The organism is Bacillus sp. FSL M8-0077 (assembly GCF_038050255.1).
GTDB classification, from domain to species: domain Bacteria; phylum Bacillota; class Bacilli; order Bacillales; family Bacillaceae; genus Bacillus; species Bacillus altitudinis.
The window spans coordinates 3,054,312-3,070,166 of the sequence record NZ_JBBPAF010000001.1 but is presented as its reverse complement, the minus strand read 5'-3'; the positions used below and the strand labels follow the sequence as shown (position 1 = coordinate 3,070,166).

The window sequence follows — 15,855 nt, the reverse complement described above, 5'->3', positions numbered from 1 at the left end:
ACCTTATAAAAGACCAAATATAAAAGAGAGATGCCAAAAAGAGGGGGATTCATTTGTTTAGTATTCGCGATGATGTGTTTAATACAATGGAAGATCGTGATTTAAGTTTAGAGACGGCAGCTTCGATTCTTGAAATTCATGTTAATTCGCTTTACAACTTTAAAAAGAGCGGTTCTATCGGGTTCCGATCGTTGCTAAAATTGGCGCAATTACTTTATGGAAAAGACTATCACGATAAGATGCGGGAATGGTGCTTGCTACTTCCGTCAACTGAAGCTATTAAACATGCGTTCGAATACGCAGCGATTAAACGGGATACAGACTTACTTAAAAATTTACTTGATAGCGCAGAGGGTGACAACTATCTTGATGCGTACAGCGGCGTATATGGCGTTATATTAGATTATATGAACGACGATATCGCTTTCAATGATCTATTTCCTTCTTTACACGCGATAAAGCTCGGTAAGGATAAAGACTTGAAAATTCTCGTCAACATCTTCAAGTGTTATCAGCTATACTTTGAAAAAGACTTTACGACTATCTCTACTGAATCCTTTAAAATATTCGAATGCATTGAAGGCCTTAATAACGAAAGAAAGCATTTTTTTAAAGAGTGTTATTTATACCGACTTTCAGAAATCATGATGCCTGTCAACTTGTACTTTTCTCATTATGAAGAGGCTCGGAAGTTCTGCAAAGTAATAATTAATTCGAAAATTAGTTCAAAAACAATGTCTGACGCATATTACTATATAGGCATGTCTTATTTACTAGATGATAAAGACAAGTGCCTAAAAAATCTTGCAATAAGTCTAAAACTCATGGAGACTGTAGGAGAGGCGAGATTGGTAAAGGAGGCTGAAAATAACCTTGCATTGGCGGAAACGTACTTCACAATTCGTGAAGAAGGCGTACTTAAAGATGTGAGTGATCTGGTCAACTCAATGCGTCTGAAAGATAGCTCGGATTTTGCGAGGTACTTTAGTTTCAGGTTAAAGAATGATTTAGAAGCTATATATGAAGGGTTTTCTCACTTCATAGAAAGCGCGAACTTCTTGTTTGCGGGTTTGATTGTGGAAGATTTAGCAGCTTTCGGAGTCGATCAGCGGCAAATAAATGCGCTTAAATCAATAAACTACATTAAAAAAGGGGAGATTGATTTTGAAAAAAATTATGCTAACAGCTTTAGTTATTGGAGTTGCATCGATGGGGTTGGTGCTTAATGGAGGTACCCAATCCGCTTTCAACCACGATAAAGGGATCAGTACGGCAGAAGTAAAACCGGGCGGTTAATGCCCCTAATAGTGATGTCGCTAGATTAATTCTAGCGGCTTTTTTTATTTCAATAATTTTCATTAATTACATAAAAATTCTTTTTTCTATGTTTGTGTAGTTTTCAGAATCTTTCGCACTTCCCATGCTACTATTTACTTACAGAAGAAAACATTACTAATTCGGAGGCGAGGAAGTGGACGAAAGAAAGGCGTATCTACTAACGTTAGCGATGGAATCCGGCGCAATGCCGTATATACATCATGAATCTGAGAGAATCGCGGGAAGTGTACCCGACCAAACATCGTTTGAACAACGAACATTACTATCGGTTGGTTACTGGCTAGACCGGTATATGGAAAACGGGCGCGACAAAAGAGCGCTGATACAGCGAATTATCAAACGCGAAAGTATTACGTATTTGAAACAAACGAAACGAGCAGCGGCATTATCAATAGAAGGAATGCGAGATGACGGTAATGTCTCGTGGGAGCCGAAAGACATTTTAGCGGACGTTGAAGGCGCGATTCTCTTAAAAGAAAAGACCGCCCTGTTAGCGCAAGGCGATCTTCGTAAAGAAATGATATTAAAGAACTGGTCACGGGGATGCACGAATAACACCGAAATCGCCATGCTGTTAGCGCAGCACTTTGGTGGCAATATCGAAGGTAATCGAAAGTACATCCAACGTTTCCGATTAAAATGCCAGCGGGAACTGGCGTCCTAATCAACTAAACCGCGAGGGCTTCGTCATGTTTATGATAACCGTTTTCAATACGGTTAACAAGCGAACGAAATGCGAACGCCCTCGTATGCAAATACGGGAGGGCAACAAATGAATGAAATCATATCAGACTTCGCAATGTTCGGCAGTTTTATCGGAAGCATAGCCGCGGTAATAATCGGGGGCATGTATTGGTCAATCGTAATGGAAGAACGAGGCGATTCAAATGATTGACGCACTTGTTATCGAATATCGCAAAACCAAAAACGAACTTGTATTTAATGAGATATACCGGCAACTTATCGACAAACAAAGAAAAAATTTTTCCACAATTGCACGATCTATCAATTCAAATGAAGCTGACGTGATTGCGCTATACGAAGACATATTGATGAAGTGCGTTGAAAAATGGGACGGCGTCCGTCCGTTTGAACACTTGTACAAATTCAGCATGAAAAGGGCGCGCGCGAACGTATATAGGAATCAATCGGTACGCCGCGATAAAGAAACTATCGTCGATCCGCAGGATGTAGGAGTGGATAAAACCGCAGGCATGATGTCGGAAGTAGCCTTTATTGAATCTGATACCATGCGGATTTTTAAAGACAGGATAGAAGACGAAATAACATTGAAGATAGTTGAAACGTTTTTGCAGCTCGACAAGCCGTCTTACACGGAAATAAGTAGACTGACAGGCGTAAATAGATGGAGTGTAACACGCATTCTTAAACGACTAGATACGACTAAAAATCGCGAGCTTCTACTCGCATAAAATTCGGAGGGATAACCATGAAAACAATTTATAACGTAACTAAGAAAACAATCGCAGAGGCAGCACGAATTTTTGGACTATCGAAAGAGACCGCAGCTAACGTACTAATCGGTCGCGCACACCAAGCCGTCAAAGTATATACGTTTGATTCGACGAACCGATCTGAAGCAGTTTACGACCACTACCCGACAAACACGCGTCTTATCATCGCAACAAATGGCGCAATCATCGGCGTTTATGAAATCGGAAAACTACCTGGGAGCAACCGCAGCGCGTGCGAATTAGTGAGATCGACTATTCTTCGCGGACTGAAAGAGGAGTACGATCGCCTTTACAGCCAGTGGATGGACGTCGAAGTAACTTTCGCGCAAACGAGTCTCGAAATTGCTATGACTAAACGTGCGCAGATCGGCGAAACGGACGACGTGATCTTGATTCAAAATGCTAAGAAGTTGTCGGACCTTTGTTTCGAGAATAGCAAGCGCCATAAAGAAAGAAGTAAGTTGCATCGTGAACTGATCGAATTGGAACGCGCCTTCGTTCCTTATCTTTAAAGCAATGAAATTGCACGAAATTAGACGTTTTGGGAGCGGTCGGGGCTTAACACCTTAGAGTGGTTAATAAGACCTAATTTTGTGGAGTTTTGTCTATTTTATGTAGGTGTATAGACTCATTCCGATCGAAAAATGTCCCGTTTTTTGCGGGGTCGTATGCGACTGTAATATTGAAAGGTGAAAAAGTTGCCGAGGTTCTACATGGAATGTCCGTTTCAAAAGTCATTACGCAGTTATTTATGAAGGCAGAAAGGATTTCGTGAATTCTGCGCGGTTTTCAAATGACGTGGGTATAATCTTTTGTGGACTTGTTGTGGACTTTCGGTAACTAAAAGAAAAAAGGAGGTCATTTCGGTGGTTATCTCATCTGAAATATTCGGACTTATAAGAATGGCGAAGGGCATGACGCAAGCAGAGTACGGGGCGTTTCTCGGCATCAGTAAGTCGTCCGTCGCGGCTATTGAATGCGGAGATAGGCGTATTACTAAGAAAACGCAGCACGCAGTCATATCTAACGTAGACTTTGACGAAGCGTTAATCGCGTTTCTCGATAAGTACGAGAAGGCGAAATTACTTACGAAATGAGGCGATGCAGTGGGAGCGGCGTCAAATAAACCTGATCAGCATTTGAAGTATGAGTTTGCGTATAAATTAGACGATTTAGAAGGCGTTCGGAGTATCTTGGACGACTTCTTGCGCTTGGAGACTCGTAGGTATACCGGTGATGAAGCTGCGTCCGATCTGATCATCGACTTAAAGGAGGCGATAAGACTTGCAAAGCTTACCGACAAACAGCGGGATGTACTTCAACTTCATTACGTATATGGGTACAAACAACGGGAGATTGGGGTGCAGTTGGGGATCGAGAGGTCCGTAGTCTCTCGGCACTTGTTAGCTGCGGAAAAGAAGATAACGAAGGTGTACGCTCATTGGTCGAAATTAGATCGAATTGGCGGATACTCAATCTAAAAAAATATAAATTACTGGAGGAATTACTTATGGAATTTACTAATCTTGAACGCAAACTTATCGAGGCGAATTTAGATTCTATGAAAAACGAATATAAAACGGGTAAGGCGTTAGAAAATGCATTTGGGGGCGGGGCATCTATCGATCTCTCTCACGGCAGACGATTCGAACTTGAAGCGATCCTTCTAAACGGACGATATAGCGACTACATTGGAGACTTTATTTTTAACGCATTCGAACACGATATTAATTTGGGCGCAGTCGTCGACATGATAGAGGTTATTCTCGACGATAATAGCTTCAGCCTTCCAGATGTAGAAGAGATGAAGAAACTGACGCAATATATAAATGAGTTCGAGAGTGATCGGTCGGTCGCGTTGGGAGAATTGTACGATACGCTCGTTCAGCTCGCACCGGAACTTACCGATGCCTATGTTGTCTCGGAATTAAGCGAAATCTTGGATGACGTTTTAAGGCCGATTGGAGGGGTTGGATTGGGTATTTTTCCGAAAATTCAGCGCCAAGTAGCTAATGATGAACACGCCTTTTCGACTCATAGGGATGATTTCGTACACCTTTTAGAGACATACGGGGAGTGGGTGCATGTGACCACGCCATTTAGATATGACCCGGAAACCTCTCAAAGATTAATCGAGCTCGCGTCGATTACACTAGCTCTTTGTGGAGTGGATTTGGCGCGGTTCATCAATGCTATTAAGGTTCTGACCCCTCACACGGTTGATGCACGCTCAGAACACCCAAGAAATACCCATTGGCTTTGATCAACTTGGCGGCTTAACTGCCGCCTTCTTAAATCAATATACACAAAAATACCCGAAATGTATCCTATATTATGTAGGGGCGGTATACACGAAATTACTGTATATGCTGTCATACATTATGAAGGAAGTTACTTGTGCTACTTGCTCATATGCTGTCTTACTTTATAGAAAGTAGTAGTAACTATACACATTTTATGGTCTTAGTTGGCTATATGTTATGAGAGGGTGATTTTACTTGCGTTAAGCGCTCGTACGCTTTCTTAAAAGAGGTAGTAACTATACACGTTTTGGGGCTTTAGTTATCTATGTATTATGAAGGTATCAACAGTCATTGCTATACGTTCCACAGTCAGGGCAATAGATTTAAAGTCGGAGTTGCGACCGACAGAGCTTCTTCACACTTTCCGTAAATAACCGTAATCAGAACGAAGAGTAATAGGTCTCACCCGCTGGTTACTCTTCTTTGTGGTTGCGGAAACAATCACAGACATGAAAGTCCTCCTATGTAATTAAATAGGGACGATCGACCTGCTGCCGGTCGTTCCTGATTTACTTATATGGCTTGAGGGCCAACGAATATTAATCAAGGAGGCGAAGACGTGTTGTTAAATAAAACGCAGTTCGACACTTTAAGCATGTGGCTTACACATGAGGACATCAGCCCTAGCGAATTAAGCCGAATGAACAACGCAGATGTACGAAAACTTATTCGTCGTATGCTCGCTTGGTTCAAAGGCTACAGACAAGAAAGCGACAGACTTAAACGCCAAGTCATCCGAGGTCTTTATGTCATGCGCGATCAATGGGAGGGAATCGATAATGAACGATAAATTTTTCTGTTACTCAACGACACTAATGCATTTCCTTAAAGCAAACGCAATCCGATACGAGTATGTAACGAGACACCGTCGGACGAATAATCGCATGTGGGTATTTAACCGCGATGAAAGACTGACCGAACTACTTGCTGAGTATGATGCGCGTAAGGCTGCATCGAAAGAAAAAGCGCTCTAATAGGGCGCCTTATTGAATGAGAGAGGGCGGTAATAATGAACGAAAAAGCAAGCAAAGCCGAACAGAAAAAAGCATATGTACTTAAAAAAGGTAATGACCTTACGGGAAGCGCTCCGGTAATCCATGACTTATGGAGAACTATCGTACCCATCGCGCGTGATTTCGATAAGAAGAACGTACACATAGGCGCATTATATTCGTACTTATTAGCGCACACGAATGGTCAGAAAGAAAACGATTGGTACATGGCCGCGTTCACTTCCGTCGATAAGATAGCAACCGACTTAATGATCGGGAAAAATCGCATCAACCATTTATCGAAAGTCTTAGAAGCGGTCGGTCTTCTCGAAACTGCGTACAATTATGGCGGAGGGAAGCGGAACAAGTTGTATTACCCGCAATATTACAGCGCTTTAACACCGGAAGAAATGCGGACTAATCTACGTGAGTTATATAGTAAATCGTCCACGAGTGATCGAGCTAAGTCACTCGTCAGTGATTAAGCTAAGTATTCCGTGGGTGACGGTAATAATAACGAACTTAATAATAACTAACGTAATAATAACAAACAAAAGATTACGAACCTATTCGCTGCGCTCATACGCTTCGAGATAATAGGTTCTTCTTAGTTCATTGATTGCGTGAAATCTTTAGAGATAAACAAGAACAAACGAGGCTGTTAATCACTCGTGAGTGACTTACAAAATAGGAGGGGATTGCAATTGAAGTACGCAGTCTTTAGTGACTACTGTGACGCCGGGCAATCGATATATGACAACGAAGATGATGCGAGAGTTGATTACGAAGACCGCATCAGTAGGGAATCCACCAACGGAGTCGACGCCTACCTTTGCGTTGTTCTCGAAGAATATAAAGCAAAATAGAACGGAATTAGAAGCGGTAACGGACTCGTAAACCCAACACAAGGGCAACGAATTCGGCCGCTTATTTTGTTTGTATTTCAACTAATGAAGGGGTGCTTATTATGTTGCTTCTACTAGGAGTAGTCGCTTATTTAACTGTGGGAAGGTTTTATTCTTTAATGACGTTAGAGTTCAGTAGACTTCGGATACTATCAAAATACTATGACGACGAGCAGCTTCACACGATGTATAGCGGTTCATACGATCATTGGGAGGAAGTGCGGGAGCAGAAGAGATCGCTACGATTGTTCGTTAGGGACTCATCCTTCTTTCGTGCCTTCCTGTTCCCTATCGCTATGGTGAAAGACGTGCTGGCAATACCGGAAGCCTATCGCACTCACAAGAAGCTGAAGGAGTACGCGGCGAATGAATAGACAGCAATACTACGACAAGCACCAGCGAAACAAAACGTCGGCGAAGTTTTATAGATCGAGAGCATGGCGCCTTTGTCGCGAGGAAGTATTACGAAGAGATCACTACCTTTGTCAAGACTGTCTAGCTGCGGACAGGATAACGGCAGCCGAGACGGTACATCACATCGAGGAGCTTACCGATCGACCTGATATTGCGTTAAGTATCGATAATTTAATAAGTCTTTGTAATTCTTGTCACAACAAAAGACATCCGGAAAAAGGACCGAAGAAGAAAGACGCGCCGAAAAAGCAACGGAGAATAACCGTTGTGAGGGCGCAACCAAACGAAGACATAGGCCCCCTACCCTAGAATCAGAACGAACGAAAAAAGCAGTACCGAGCGGGCGCTTCGTTTGTACCGCGAGCACTTTTTTATTAAAGGGGGGTAACACCCAGGAAGGAGTTAAGTACATGGCAAACCCGACAGCAAGTAAATTACGGGAATATCTAGGTACGAGTTATAAAGAATCTGACGAAGAGCTGATCGCTCTTTATATCGACACTCACAAGCTATATAGAAAGCTGAAGAAAGAGGTCGATAATGCGCCTTTAATGGTAGAACACGTAAACAAAGCAGGCGCTAAAAACTTGGTTAAAAACCAAGCTGTGGTCGAATTAACAAAAACAATTGCGATGTTAAATACGCTTTTGAAATCACTAGGACTTACGCCGGCTCAAAGACGCGAGGCGACATCGGGCGGTGACGGAAATGACGACGATTTCGACCGATTCTAGTCCAAAAGAGCTTGAAAATTGGTACAAAAAGTGGCTAAAAGAGCAAAAAAGAGACGGATTTATCTTAGAAAAACCTTCCGATAGATCATTGACTACGTTCTATGCCGAAAATGTTGTTAACGGAAACATCAAGGCGAGTCAGAAAAACATTTTATCGTGCCAACGACACTTAAACGATCTTAAACGCGCCGGTACTGAAGATTTCCCTTACGTTTTTGACGAAGAGAAGGCGCATCGTCCTATACGATTTATCGAAAAATACTGCAAGCCGTCAAAAGGATCGTACAAAAGCCTAGTTATGCAGCCGTGGCAGCATTATGTCATCGGATCATTGTACGGGTGGGTGCATCAGGATACAGGATACCGCCGATTCACTGAAGGACTCGACTTTGTTGGGCGTAAGAATGGGAAAACGACGAAAATTAGCGGACTTGCTACTTACGCAATCAGTAAAGACGGAGAAAACGGTGCGTATGCGTACGTTTTAGCTAACGCGAAAGAACAAGCTAATATCTTATTTGAAGAGTCACGAAAAATGGTGCAATCGTCTCCTATTCTCTCAAAATACTTGCGAGAAAATCAAAAAGGAATTTTTCACGATAAATCTTCCAGTAAGATCGAGTCGCGCGCTTCAGACAGTACAAAACTAGATGGCTTGAACGTCCATCTAGGAATATTTGATGAGATACACGAGTTTACAAAATACGATTTAATCAGCGCTATTAAACAAGCCAGAGCGGCGAGGAAACAGCCTCTAATCATTTATATTACAACAGCCGGCTATCAATTAAATGGGCCGTTAGTAGATTACTACGACCAAGCTGTAGACATATTAAACGGAACAATAGAGAACGAACATAAATTCTTTTATATCGCGGAACTAGATAGTGTTGAGGAAGTAGAATCACCTGCTGAATGGGTCAAGGCAAATCCTAATATGGGCGTAACTATGGATCTAGTGAACTTAGTACGTGACTATAATTCAGACAAACATGTACCACAGGAACGAAACAATTGGATTACGAAACAATTCAATATTTTCGCGGACAACGATAAGGAATCTTTTGTCGGTATAGATGTTATTAAACGCAATAAGCGCGAAATAGATGTTGCAGATTTAGCAGGTAAAAGATGTGTAGGAGGCTACGATCTCTCACAAACAGAGGATTTAACAAGCGCTTGTTTAGAGTTTCCTTTAGAAGACGGGAACGTCTTTGTGCTATCCCATTCGTGGGTACCTGAAGCAAAAGTAAAACAAGATAACGAAAAAATTCCATATAAAGCATGGGAAGAAGCCGGTTATCTAACAATCATACCGGGCGAGTATGTCAAGCACGAATATGTCTACGAATGGTTTGTAGAGCAAGGAAAGAAATACAGTATCGAGACTATCGCGTATGATCCTTACAACGCATTTAAACTAGCGGAAGCACTCGAAATGTACGGGTTTAAGAACGAACCAATTCGACAAGGGACGACGACTCTAAGTGCGCCTCTAAAGGATATTCGCGAACTCCTATTAGACGGTAAAGTCGTTTTTAACGGTAATAAAATGTTTATATGGTACTTAAACAACGTAAAAACTGTGGCTGATAGGAACGGGAATCTTCTACCGACTAAACAAACACGCTATCGAAAGATAGACGGCTTTGCGGCGTTCTTAAATGCGCATACTTATGCGTTAAGCAACATGAATAAGCCGAAGCCTTCCGGAACAATCACGCACATGTCTATTTCGGATCTTATGAATATCGGGAGATAAGGAGGTGATATTTTGAGTTTTATGAGCAGGATAAAGGCTGCCCTCACGCGGAAGCCTGCAAGCACCACATCTAGCCGGGCTTTTTCAACGTGGTTTGCGCCCAGAGGTAGTCTCTTTTCCAATCGAAGCGAGAGTGCGCTAGTTACAAGCGAAATTATTTTCGCCGCAGCTTCTAGGTTATCTAATTCCGTATCTAGTTTACCTATTAAAGTACGTAAGGAATACACACCGGTCGAATCATCATTCTCTCACTTGTTGACGTATCAGCCTAACAACAATATGACTACGACGGCCTTCATTAGTTTACTAGAAACTCATCGGAATATTTACGGGAATGCCTACGCGATGTTGGAGTATGATAATCGCGCACAAATAAAGGCGTTAAATGTCCTCGATCCCAATAGAGTCGACCCGGTTATCGATTCCGAAACGAAAGAAGTCTATTACCAAGTCATGGGAGATAACGGAACTACTTACGTCCATAATACGTCTATGATCCATTTAAAACATATCGGACATAGCGGCATAAAAGGTATATCGCCAATAAGCGTGTTGCAGGGAACTTTAGACTTCGACACGGGTGTACGTGAGTTTAGCGTGGTGCAAATGGACGGAGCAAAAGCGTCTTTTATTCTAAAGTTAGAAACAAACGTTAGTGACGATAAAAAGATGGAAATGCTTCAATCATTCGGACAGTTTTATCGCGATAATGGAGGGGTTCTGATTGAGGAAGCCGGAACAAAGATCGAGCGACTAGATTCGAAGTTTATTGATTCGAAAGTATTCGACGTCGACAAAGTTACTCGCGCACGCGTTGCATCCGTTTACAACCTACCGTTATACATGATCGGCGAGGGTGCCGGCCAAGTATCTACTAGTAATATGGAGCAACTTTATTTAGATTACGTTCAAGGAACGCTTACACCGATCGTTACACAGTATGAGACGGAGTTTAATAGAAAACTTCTCACAGAGAAAGAGCGGAAAAGTGGAATTTACTTTAAGTTCAACTTAGCCGCGCTACTTAGAGCCGATGTGCAGGCGCGAGGGGAATTTTATCAGAAGGGCATCCGCAACGGGTTTTATACGCCAAATGAGGTAAGGGCGTGGGAAGACTTACCGCCCGCAGAAGGCGGCGATCAACTATTTTTGAGTAAGGACCTATTCCCAATCGATCAAGTAGCTGCGCAAAGAATCGGCGGAGCAGATGCGCCAACCGCGCCGACATTAAGTGAAGGGGGTGAGAACAATTAAAAAGTTTTGGAATATGAAACCTTCCGCGAGCACTCCTTCAGCGGGTGAAATTTATATTTATAGCGAAATCAGTTCAGAACAATTTTGGGGTGACGAGACTACCGCGACAACCTTCAAGGAAGATTTAGAAGCGATGGGCGATCTTCAGACATTAAACATCTATATTAATTCGCCAGGTGGGTCGGTTTTCGAAGGTAACTCGATTTACAACATCATAAAACGCCATAAAGCGCACGTTAATGTTCATATTGACGGCGTCGCAGCGTCAATCGCAAGTGTTATCGCAATGGCCGGTGACACTATTTTTATGCCTAAAAACGCGATGATGATGATTCATAATCCGTGGGTAATGACTGCCGGAAATGCTTCTGAACTACGTAAGCAGGCGGATGATATGGACCGTATTCGCGAAAGTTTAGTCGAGGCGTACTTATCTAAGGCAAACGGTAAGATCGAGCGTTCTAATCTAATTGAACTATTGGATGCGGAGACGTGGCTTACCGCGACCGAGTGCGTAGCTTACGGGCTTGCGGACGTCGTAGAAGAAACACAAACAATGGCAGCTTGCGCGGATACAAAGTTATTTGCCAAGTACCAAAACACACCAGGGAAGTTTCTTCAGCCAGTTGATAAGCAGGACGAAGAGCCGAAGTTGACAGATTCAGAACGAGCTTTTAGAAAGCAATTACTAGCTGACGCAGAGGCTCAAATCGCAAAATTTAAAAATATGGAGGAATGACAATGGATATTCAAACTATTAAAGCATCACTTCAAGAACTAGGGACAAAAATCACAAAAGGTGCTGAAGAAATTTCCGCAAAGGCTATCGATGAGTCGACGCCACAAGAGGAACTTCAGTCTTTAGATAAGGCACAAAAAGCCTTGCAAGAAAGATATGAGCTTCTTAATGCTCAAAAAGAAGAGTTAGAGAGAGGCGCTTCAATGCGCTTAGGTAGTTCTCAAAAAAATGAGGGAGGAACACAACAAATGGATGCATTACAAGCAAAGGCAACACTTATCAGAAGTGCTATCAATAACAGACCAGTAACTTCGGAGGTGCGCGCAGCACTCGGAGACGATAACGGAACGGGCGGCGAAAAACTACTTCCGAAAACAGTATCGGATCAACTAATTCGTGAACCGGGCGTAAGAAATCCACTTAGAAACCTATCAGTTTACAGCGGCGTTACAAACTTAGAAATTCCGCGAATCGACTTCACTTTAGATGATGACGACTTTATTGCGGATGGAGAAACGGCTAAAGAAATGGAAGTGGAAGGCTCACTAGTTACATTCGGTCGTTTTAAATCGAAAGTTCTAGTATCTGTATCCGAAACGATCCTAGCTGCTACTGATACCGATCTAGTTGCTCATGTAGAAAGAGCCTTACAGGACGGCCTTGCAAAGAAAGAGAGAAGCGTCGCCTTCGCTAAAGCGCCTAAAGATAAAGAAAAGCATATGTCGTTCTATAGTGGCGAAGTTAAGGAAGTAACTGGCGCTTCTATGTATGAGGCTATTAAAAAGGCTATTGCAGACCTTCATGAAGATTTCCGCGCAAACGCTAAGATCGTTATGCGATATTCTGATTATCTTGACATCGTTGAAAAATTAGCGAACGGAAATTCTACTCTATTCATGGCGCCGCCGGAGCAAGTTCTAGGTAAGCCGGTTGAATTTTCTGACGCAGCTGTAGACCCGGTTGTTGGTGACTTCCAATACTCGCAATTTAACTACGACCCTGCTACAGCCTACGAAACAGATAAAGACATCAGAACTGGCATGAACCTATTCGTCTTGACTGCGCATTTTGATCACCAGCTTAAATTAAAATCCGCATTCCGTATCGCAAAGGTTGACGTTACTCCCTAACGCGCCCCGCGGTTTGACGGCTTCCCCGACTGATACTTCGGTGTCTTTATCGTGGGAGGCCGTTGATTATGTCGGGGGAATTAAAGAATACGAGATTTACAGAAACGGAAGTTATGTCGCAAAACGCGTCGGTACTTCGTTCAGTGAAAGCGGGCTAACGCCGGATACAACGTATTCATACGCAGTCAAGGCGGTTTCGACTAACGGCAGCACGTCCGATCTATCTCAAAGTGTGACCGTTGTTACTAAAGCCGCAGCGGAAGAAGGCGAGTAAGCATGTCGATTGACTTAGAGAAAGTAAAGCATTTCTTGCGGGTAGATGGCGACGAGGACGACGTACTGATCGAAGAACTCATTGCTTCCGCGGCGGAATATCTCGAAAATGCAGGCGTTAAAGAGGCGTATAAACAAAGCGCCTTGTACGGCCTTGCAGTCAAGTTACTTGTACAGGAATGGTTTGATAACCGAGGCGTAAACCCTGTATCTCATAAACTTTATTTTTCGCTTCAGAGTATAATCTTACAATTAAAATAGGAGGGATGACGTGAAGGCGAGAGACTTCGATAAAAGAATAGAACTATCAAAGTTCACTGAAAACGTAGATGAAGAAGGGTTCCCGAAAAAGGAATGGAAAAGCGTGCTATCGGTTTGGGCGGCAGTAAAAACATTGCAGGGCCGCGAATATAACCAAGCAGCCGCCATTCAAGCGGAACGTACCGCCCGATTCGTCGTCCGATACTCCAAAAAAGCGAAAGACTTGCTTTATAATCGCGGAACGGACCTTCGAATCCAGTTTGACGGCCGTATATTCGATATACAAAGCGTTGTCAACGATAACGAACAAAACGCGACATTTACTATCGTGACGAAAGAGGTCGACGTATAATGGGCGTTAACGTAAACGGCATAAGTGCTTTGATGAGAAAAATAGAACAGTTAGGAAAAATGAATGATCAAGTGAAATCGGGAGCCACCAACGCCGGTGCCGAAGTCATAAAAAAAGAGATGGAGCGGAGAAACCCGAGCAGCCAACATAAAATCGTTTCGCAGCAGCAACGCCCCGATACGGTTGAAATTGGACCTTCTTACGGGTTTTTTACTGCGCATTTCTTCGAATTCGGTACGAGTCGTCACTTAATCGAAATCAAGAATCGGAAGATAATGTCCGATGGTGCTAAGTTGTACGGCAAAACTATTGATCACCCGGGACAACGACCGCAACCATTCATTGAACCATCTTTCATCGATAAGAAAGGCGAAGCAGTCAAAGCGATGGCGGACTATTTACGGAGGTACTTGACGTAATGAGTGTACGAAAGCTAGTCACAAGCACATTGACACCGACCGGCGTACCTGTACGCTTTATGTTTTACGACGGAAAGCCGGAAAATACGTATATAACGTTCTTCAGTTATAGCGAAACCGCGTCGTTAAATAGCGACGACGAAGAAGCCATGACCGGCACATATATACAAGTAGACCTTTGGACGAAGAGTCCGGAGGATTACGGAAGACTTGAAACCGAAATAAAAGAACGAATGAAGGCTGCGGGGTTTACTCGACGAAGCCAATTCGATCAATACGAACAAGAGACGGGCATCTATCACAAGGTGGCCCGTTTTTATATTTCAATTAAAAACTAAGGAGTGGGTAATGTGAGTGCAGTACGAGTTGGATTAAACAATATTCATGCAGCTATTTTAGTGAAAGACGATGTAACGGGTGTTAAATATGAGGCACCATTCAAACTGGCGAAAGCGATCGAAGCTAGTATTTCCCCTAACGCAAATGAAGAAACGCTTTTCGCAGATGATGGCCCTTCAGAAGTTGCGACACAAATGGGCGCGATCGAAGTAGAACTAGGATTAGACGCTATTTCAGACGAAATTCAAGCAAAGCTTCTTGGACACAAAATCAATAGCGACGGCGTCTTAGAGAAAAAAGCAGGCGATCAAGCACCTTACGTCGCGTTGCTGTTCGAATCAGCTACTTCAGACGGAAAATCGAAGCTATACACGCTATATAAAGGTAAATTCAAACTACCGGAGCGTAATCATACGACTAAAAACGATAGCCCAGAGTTCCAAACGGATACGATTTCAGCAACGTTCTTACGACGCGATTTCGATGACGTTTGGGAGCGTTCAGTATACACAGGCGGCGAGACGGTTAATCAAGCGGTTGTCGATGCGTGGTTTACAGAAGTCTACGAGCCAGCTACGAACGGCTGAAAGGGTAAGGAAGAAGTAGAAGAACCGGCACCGGAAGAAGAAAATCCGGAACCTATTGTCAATGAAGAACCAGTAGAAGAGACACCCGAAGAAGAGGCGTAAAAACCTCTTCTTTTTAATACTTAAAAAAAATTGAATGGAGATGTTTTTGTATGAAAATCACACTTGAAATTAATGGAGAAAACAAAGTATTTGAAATGCCGACGGTTAAAACAAGATTGCTGCGTAAAGCGCTAGAGCTTCAAAGTGAAAACGACTTGGAAAAAATGACGGTCGATACACTAGATAAATTACTAGAATTCACGGCGGTTGCATTCGGTAAGCAGTTCACAGCAGACGACCTATATGACGGACTGGAAGCTGACAAACTTAACGACACATTAACAGATGTTATGAATGCAGTAGGCGGCGTGCGAGCCGAGGGCGCTTCCGAAGTTGTTGAGGGTGACGAAAAAAAATAACGGAAGGGGCTTTCGAACATGAAAGTCTCACAACCCAAGAATTCGCCCGGGCGCAACTAGACGAGATCATGGGACTCTATATAAAAGAGGCGGAAGAAAGAGGGTATGCTGCGGCGG

At 43.0% G+C, this 15,855-nt stretch carries 22 protein-coding genes; all 22 read left to right on the top strand.

The features are described from left to right. Nucleotides 1-53: 53 nt before the first annotated feature. The 22 genes from NST57_RS16015 to gpG all read left to right on the top strand — a co-directional run bounded on the left by NST57_RS16015 (nucleotide 54) and on the right by gpG (nucleotide 15,738). Nucleotides 54-1,226: an AimR family lysis-lysogeny pheromone receptor gene (locus NST57_RS16015; RefSeq protein WP_341298862.1), complete on the top strand. Its 1,173-nt coding sequence runs from the start codon at nucleotides 54-56 to the stop codon at nucleotides 1,224-1,226. Between the two features lie 296 nt (nucleotides 1,227-1,522). Further along, nucleotides 1,523-2,002: a hypothetical protein gene (locus NST57_RS16010; protein ID WP_341298861.1), complete on the top strand. Its 480-nt coding sequence runs from the start codon at nucleotides 1,523-1,525 to the stop codon at nucleotides 2,000-2,002. 223 nt (nucleotides 2,003-2,225) lie between these two features. Beyond that, complete coding sequence (locus tag NST57_RS16005; RefSeq protein ID WP_341298860.1) at nucleotides 2,226-2,771, top strand: hypothetical protein; 546 nt, start codon at nucleotides 2,226-2,228, stop codon at nucleotides 2,769-2,771. A 17-nt stretch (nucleotides 2,772-2,788) separates the two neighbouring features. Then, on the top strand, nucleotides 2,789-3,325 hold the full coding sequence (locus NST57_RS16000; RefSeq protein ID WP_341298859.1) for a hypothetical protein: 537 nt from the start codon (nucleotides 2,789-2,791) through the stop codon (nucleotides 3,323-3,325). A gap of 390 nt (nucleotides 3,326-3,715) precedes the next feature. Beyond that, a complete protein-coding gene (locus NST57_RS20405; protein ID WP_445818826.1) occupies nucleotides 3,716-3,910 on the top strand; it encodes a helix-turn-helix domain-containing protein in 195 nt (64 codons plus the stop codon). Nucleotides 3,911-4,024: 114 nt separating this feature from the next. Continuing rightward, entirely contained in the window at nucleotides 4,025-4,294 is a 270-nt protein-coding gene (locus NST57_RS15995) for a sigma-70 family RNA polymerase sigma factor (RefSeq protein ID WP_341298858.1), read from the top strand. A gap of 29 nt (nucleotides 4,295-4,323) precedes the next feature. After that, nucleotides 4,324-5,076, top strand: coding sequence for a hypothetical protein (locus tag NST57_RS15990; RefSeq protein WP_341298857.1), 753 nt, complete (start codon nucleotides 4,324-4,326; stop codon nucleotides 5,074-5,076). Between the two features lie 599 nt (nucleotides 5,077-5,675). Then, nucleotides 5,676-5,906 (top strand): hypothetical protein, encoded by a 231-nt coding sequence (locus NST57_RS15985; protein WP_341298856.1) that lies wholly within the window; start codon nucleotides 5,676-5,678, stop codon nucleotides 5,904-5,906. A 219-nt stretch (nucleotides 5,907-6,125) separates the two neighbouring features. After that, nucleotides 6,126-6,593, top strand: coding sequence for a hypothetical protein (locus NST57_RS15980; RefSeq protein ID WP_341298855.1), 468 nt, complete (start codon nucleotides 6,126-6,128; stop codon nucleotides 6,591-6,593). Between the two features lie 786 nt (nucleotides 6,594-7,379). After that, nucleotides 7,380-7,736: an HNH endonuclease gene (locus NST57_RS15975; protein WP_341298854.1), complete on the top strand. Its 357-nt coding sequence runs from the start codon at nucleotides 7,380-7,382 to the stop codon at nucleotides 7,734-7,736. 101 nt (nucleotides 7,737-7,837) lie between these two features. Next, nucleotides 7,838-8,161, top strand: a complete 324-nt coding sequence (locus NST57_RS15970) for a P27 family phage terminase small subunit (RefSeq protein ID WP_341298853.1) — start codon at nucleotides 7,838-7,840, stop codon at nucleotides 8,159-8,161. Beyond that, nucleotides 8,136-9,923, top strand: coding sequence for a terminase large subunit (locus NST57_RS15965; protein WP_341298852.1), 1,788 nt, complete (start codon nucleotides 8,136-8,138; stop codon nucleotides 9,921-9,923). The genes NST57_RS15970 and NST57_RS15965 overlap by 26 nt, the downstream gene beginning before the upstream one ends. A gap of 21 nt (nucleotides 9,924-9,944) precedes the next feature. Further along, on the top strand, nucleotides 9,945-11,177 hold the full coding sequence (locus NST57_RS15960) for a phage portal protein (RefSeq protein ID WP_341299231.1): 1,233 nt from the start codon (nucleotides 9,945-9,947) through the stop codon (nucleotides 11,175-11,177). Continuing rightward, on the top strand, nucleotides 11,164-11,916 hold the full coding sequence (locus NST57_RS15955) for a head maturation protease, ClpP-related (RefSeq protein WP_341298851.1): 753 nt from the start codon (nucleotides 11,164-11,166) through the stop codon (nucleotides 11,914-11,916). The genes NST57_RS15960 and NST57_RS15955 overlap by 14 nt, the downstream gene beginning before the upstream one ends. 2 nt (nucleotides 11,917-11,918) lie before the next feature. Beyond that, nucleotides 11,919-13,046, top strand: a complete 1,128-nt coding sequence (locus NST57_RS15950; protein WP_341298850.1) for a phage major capsid protein — start codon at nucleotides 11,919-11,921, stop codon at nucleotides 13,044-13,046. Continuing rightward, nucleotides 13,030-13,320 carry a fibronectin type III domain-containing protein gene (locus NST57_RS15945; RefSeq protein ID WP_341298849.1) on the top strand — a complete coding sequence of 97 codons (291 nt, stop codon included), beginning with the start codon at nucleotides 13,030-13,032 and terminating at the stop codon, nucleotides 13,318-13,320. The genes NST57_RS15950 and NST57_RS15945 overlap by 17 nt, the downstream gene beginning before the upstream one ends. Before the next feature lie 2 nt (nucleotides 13,321-13,322). Further along, nucleotides 13,323-13,580: a head-tail connector protein gene (locus NST57_RS15940; protein ID WP_341298848.1), complete on the top strand. Its 258-nt coding sequence runs from the start codon at nucleotides 13,323-13,325 to the stop codon at nucleotides 13,578-13,580. Between the two features lie 10 nt (nucleotides 13,581-13,590). Further along, a complete protein-coding gene (locus NST57_RS15935; RefSeq protein ID WP_341298847.1) occupies nucleotides 13,591-13,932 on the top strand; it encodes a phage head closure protein in 342 nt (113 codons plus the stop codon). Beyond that, the gene (locus tag NST57_RS15930) at nucleotides 13,932-14,351 is read left to right on the top strand and encodes an HK97-gp10 family putative phage morphogenesis protein (RefSeq protein ID WP_341298846.1); all 420 of its coding nucleotides are present in this window, start codon (nucleotides 13,932-13,934) and stop codon (nucleotides 14,349-14,351) included. The genes NST57_RS15935 and NST57_RS15930 overlap by 1 nt, the downstream gene beginning before the upstream one ends. Further along, nucleotides 14,351-14,689 carry a hypothetical protein gene (locus tag NST57_RS15925; RefSeq protein ID WP_341298845.1) on the top strand — a complete coding sequence of 113 codons (339 nt, stop codon included), beginning with the start codon at nucleotides 14,351-14,353 and terminating at the stop codon, nucleotides 14,687-14,689. Before NST57_RS15930 ends, NST57_RS15925 begins: the two co-directional genes overlap by 1 nt. Nucleotides 14,690-14,701: 12 nt before the next feature. Beyond that, the gene (locus NST57_RS15920) at nucleotides 14,702-15,277 is read left to right on the top strand and encodes a major tail protein (RefSeq protein WP_341298844.1); all 576 of its coding nucleotides are present in this window, start codon (nucleotides 14,702-14,704) and stop codon (nucleotides 15,275-15,277) included. 152 nt (nucleotides 15,278-15,429) lie between these two features. Then, nucleotides 15,430-15,738 (top strand): phage tail assembly chaperone G, encoded by a 309-nt coding sequence (gene gpG, locus NST57_RS15915; protein ID WP_341298843.1) that lies wholly within the window; start codon nucleotides 15,430-15,432, stop codon nucleotides 15,736-15,738. Nucleotides 15,739-15,855: the final 117 nt, after the last annotated feature.

What these genes read in the sequence shown, in the direction of transcription:
- NST57_RS16000 (WP_341298859.1), top strand. Translation starts at nt 2,789, where the DNA reads ATGAAAACAATTTATAACGTAACTAAGAAAACAATCGCAGAGGCAGCA.
- NST57_RS15960 (WP_341299231.1), top strand. Translation starts at nt 9,945, where the DNA reads ATGAGCAGGATAAAGGCTGCCCTCACGCGGAAGCCTGCAAGCACCACA.
- NST57_RS20405 (WP_445818826.1), top strand. Translation starts at nt 3,716, where the DNA reads ATGGCGAAGGGCATGACGCAAGCAGAGTACGGGGCGTTTCTCGGCATC.
- NST57_RS15990 (WP_341298857.1), top strand. Translation starts at nt 4,324, where the DNA reads ATGGAATTTACTAATCTTGAACGCAAACTTATCGAGGCGAATTTAGAT.
- NST57_RS15930 (WP_341298846.1), top strand. Translation starts at nt 13,932, where the DNA reads ATGGGCGTTAACGTAAACGGCATAAGTGCTTTGATGAGAAAAATAGAA.
- NST57_RS15980 (WP_341298855.1), top strand. Translation starts at nt 6,126, where the DNA reads ATGAACGAAAAAGCAAGCAAAGCCGAACAGAAAAAAGCATATGTACTT.
- NST57_RS15975 (WP_341298854.1), top strand. Translation starts at nt 7,380, where the DNA reads ATGAATAGACAGCAATACTACGACAAGCACCAGCGAAACAAAACGTCG.
- NST57_RS16005 (WP_341298860.1), top strand. Translation starts at nt 2,226, where the DNA reads ATGATTGACGCACTTGTTATCGAATATCGCAAAACCAAAAACGAACTT.
- NST57_RS15940 (WP_341298848.1), top strand. Translation starts at nt 13,323, where the DNA reads ATGTCGATTGACTTAGAGAAAGTAAAGCATTTCTTGCGGGTAGATGGC.
- gpG (WP_341298843.1), top strand. Translation starts at nt 15,430, where the DNA reads ATGAAAATCACACTTGAAATTAATGGAGAAAACAAAGTATTTGAAATG.
- NST57_RS16010 (WP_341298861.1), top strand. Translation starts at nt 1,523, where the DNA reads ATGCCGTATATACATCATGAATCTGAGAGAATCGCGGGAAGTGTACCC.
- NST57_RS15925 (WP_341298845.1), top strand. Translation starts at nt 14,351, where the DNA reads ATGAGTGTACGAAAGCTAGTCACAAGCACATTGACACCGACCGGCGTA.
- NST57_RS15970 (WP_341298853.1), top strand. Translation starts at nt 7,838, where the DNA reads ATGGCAAACCCGACAGCAAGTAAATTACGGGAATATCTAGGTACGAGT.
- NST57_RS15965 (WP_341298852.1), top strand. Translation starts at nt 8,136, where the DNA reads ATGACGACGATTTCGACCGATTCTAGTCCAAAAGAGCTTGAAAATTGG.
- NST57_RS15950 (WP_341298850.1), top strand. Translation starts at nt 11,919, where the DNA reads ATGGATATTCAAACTATTAAAGCATCACTTCAAGAACTAGGGACAAAA.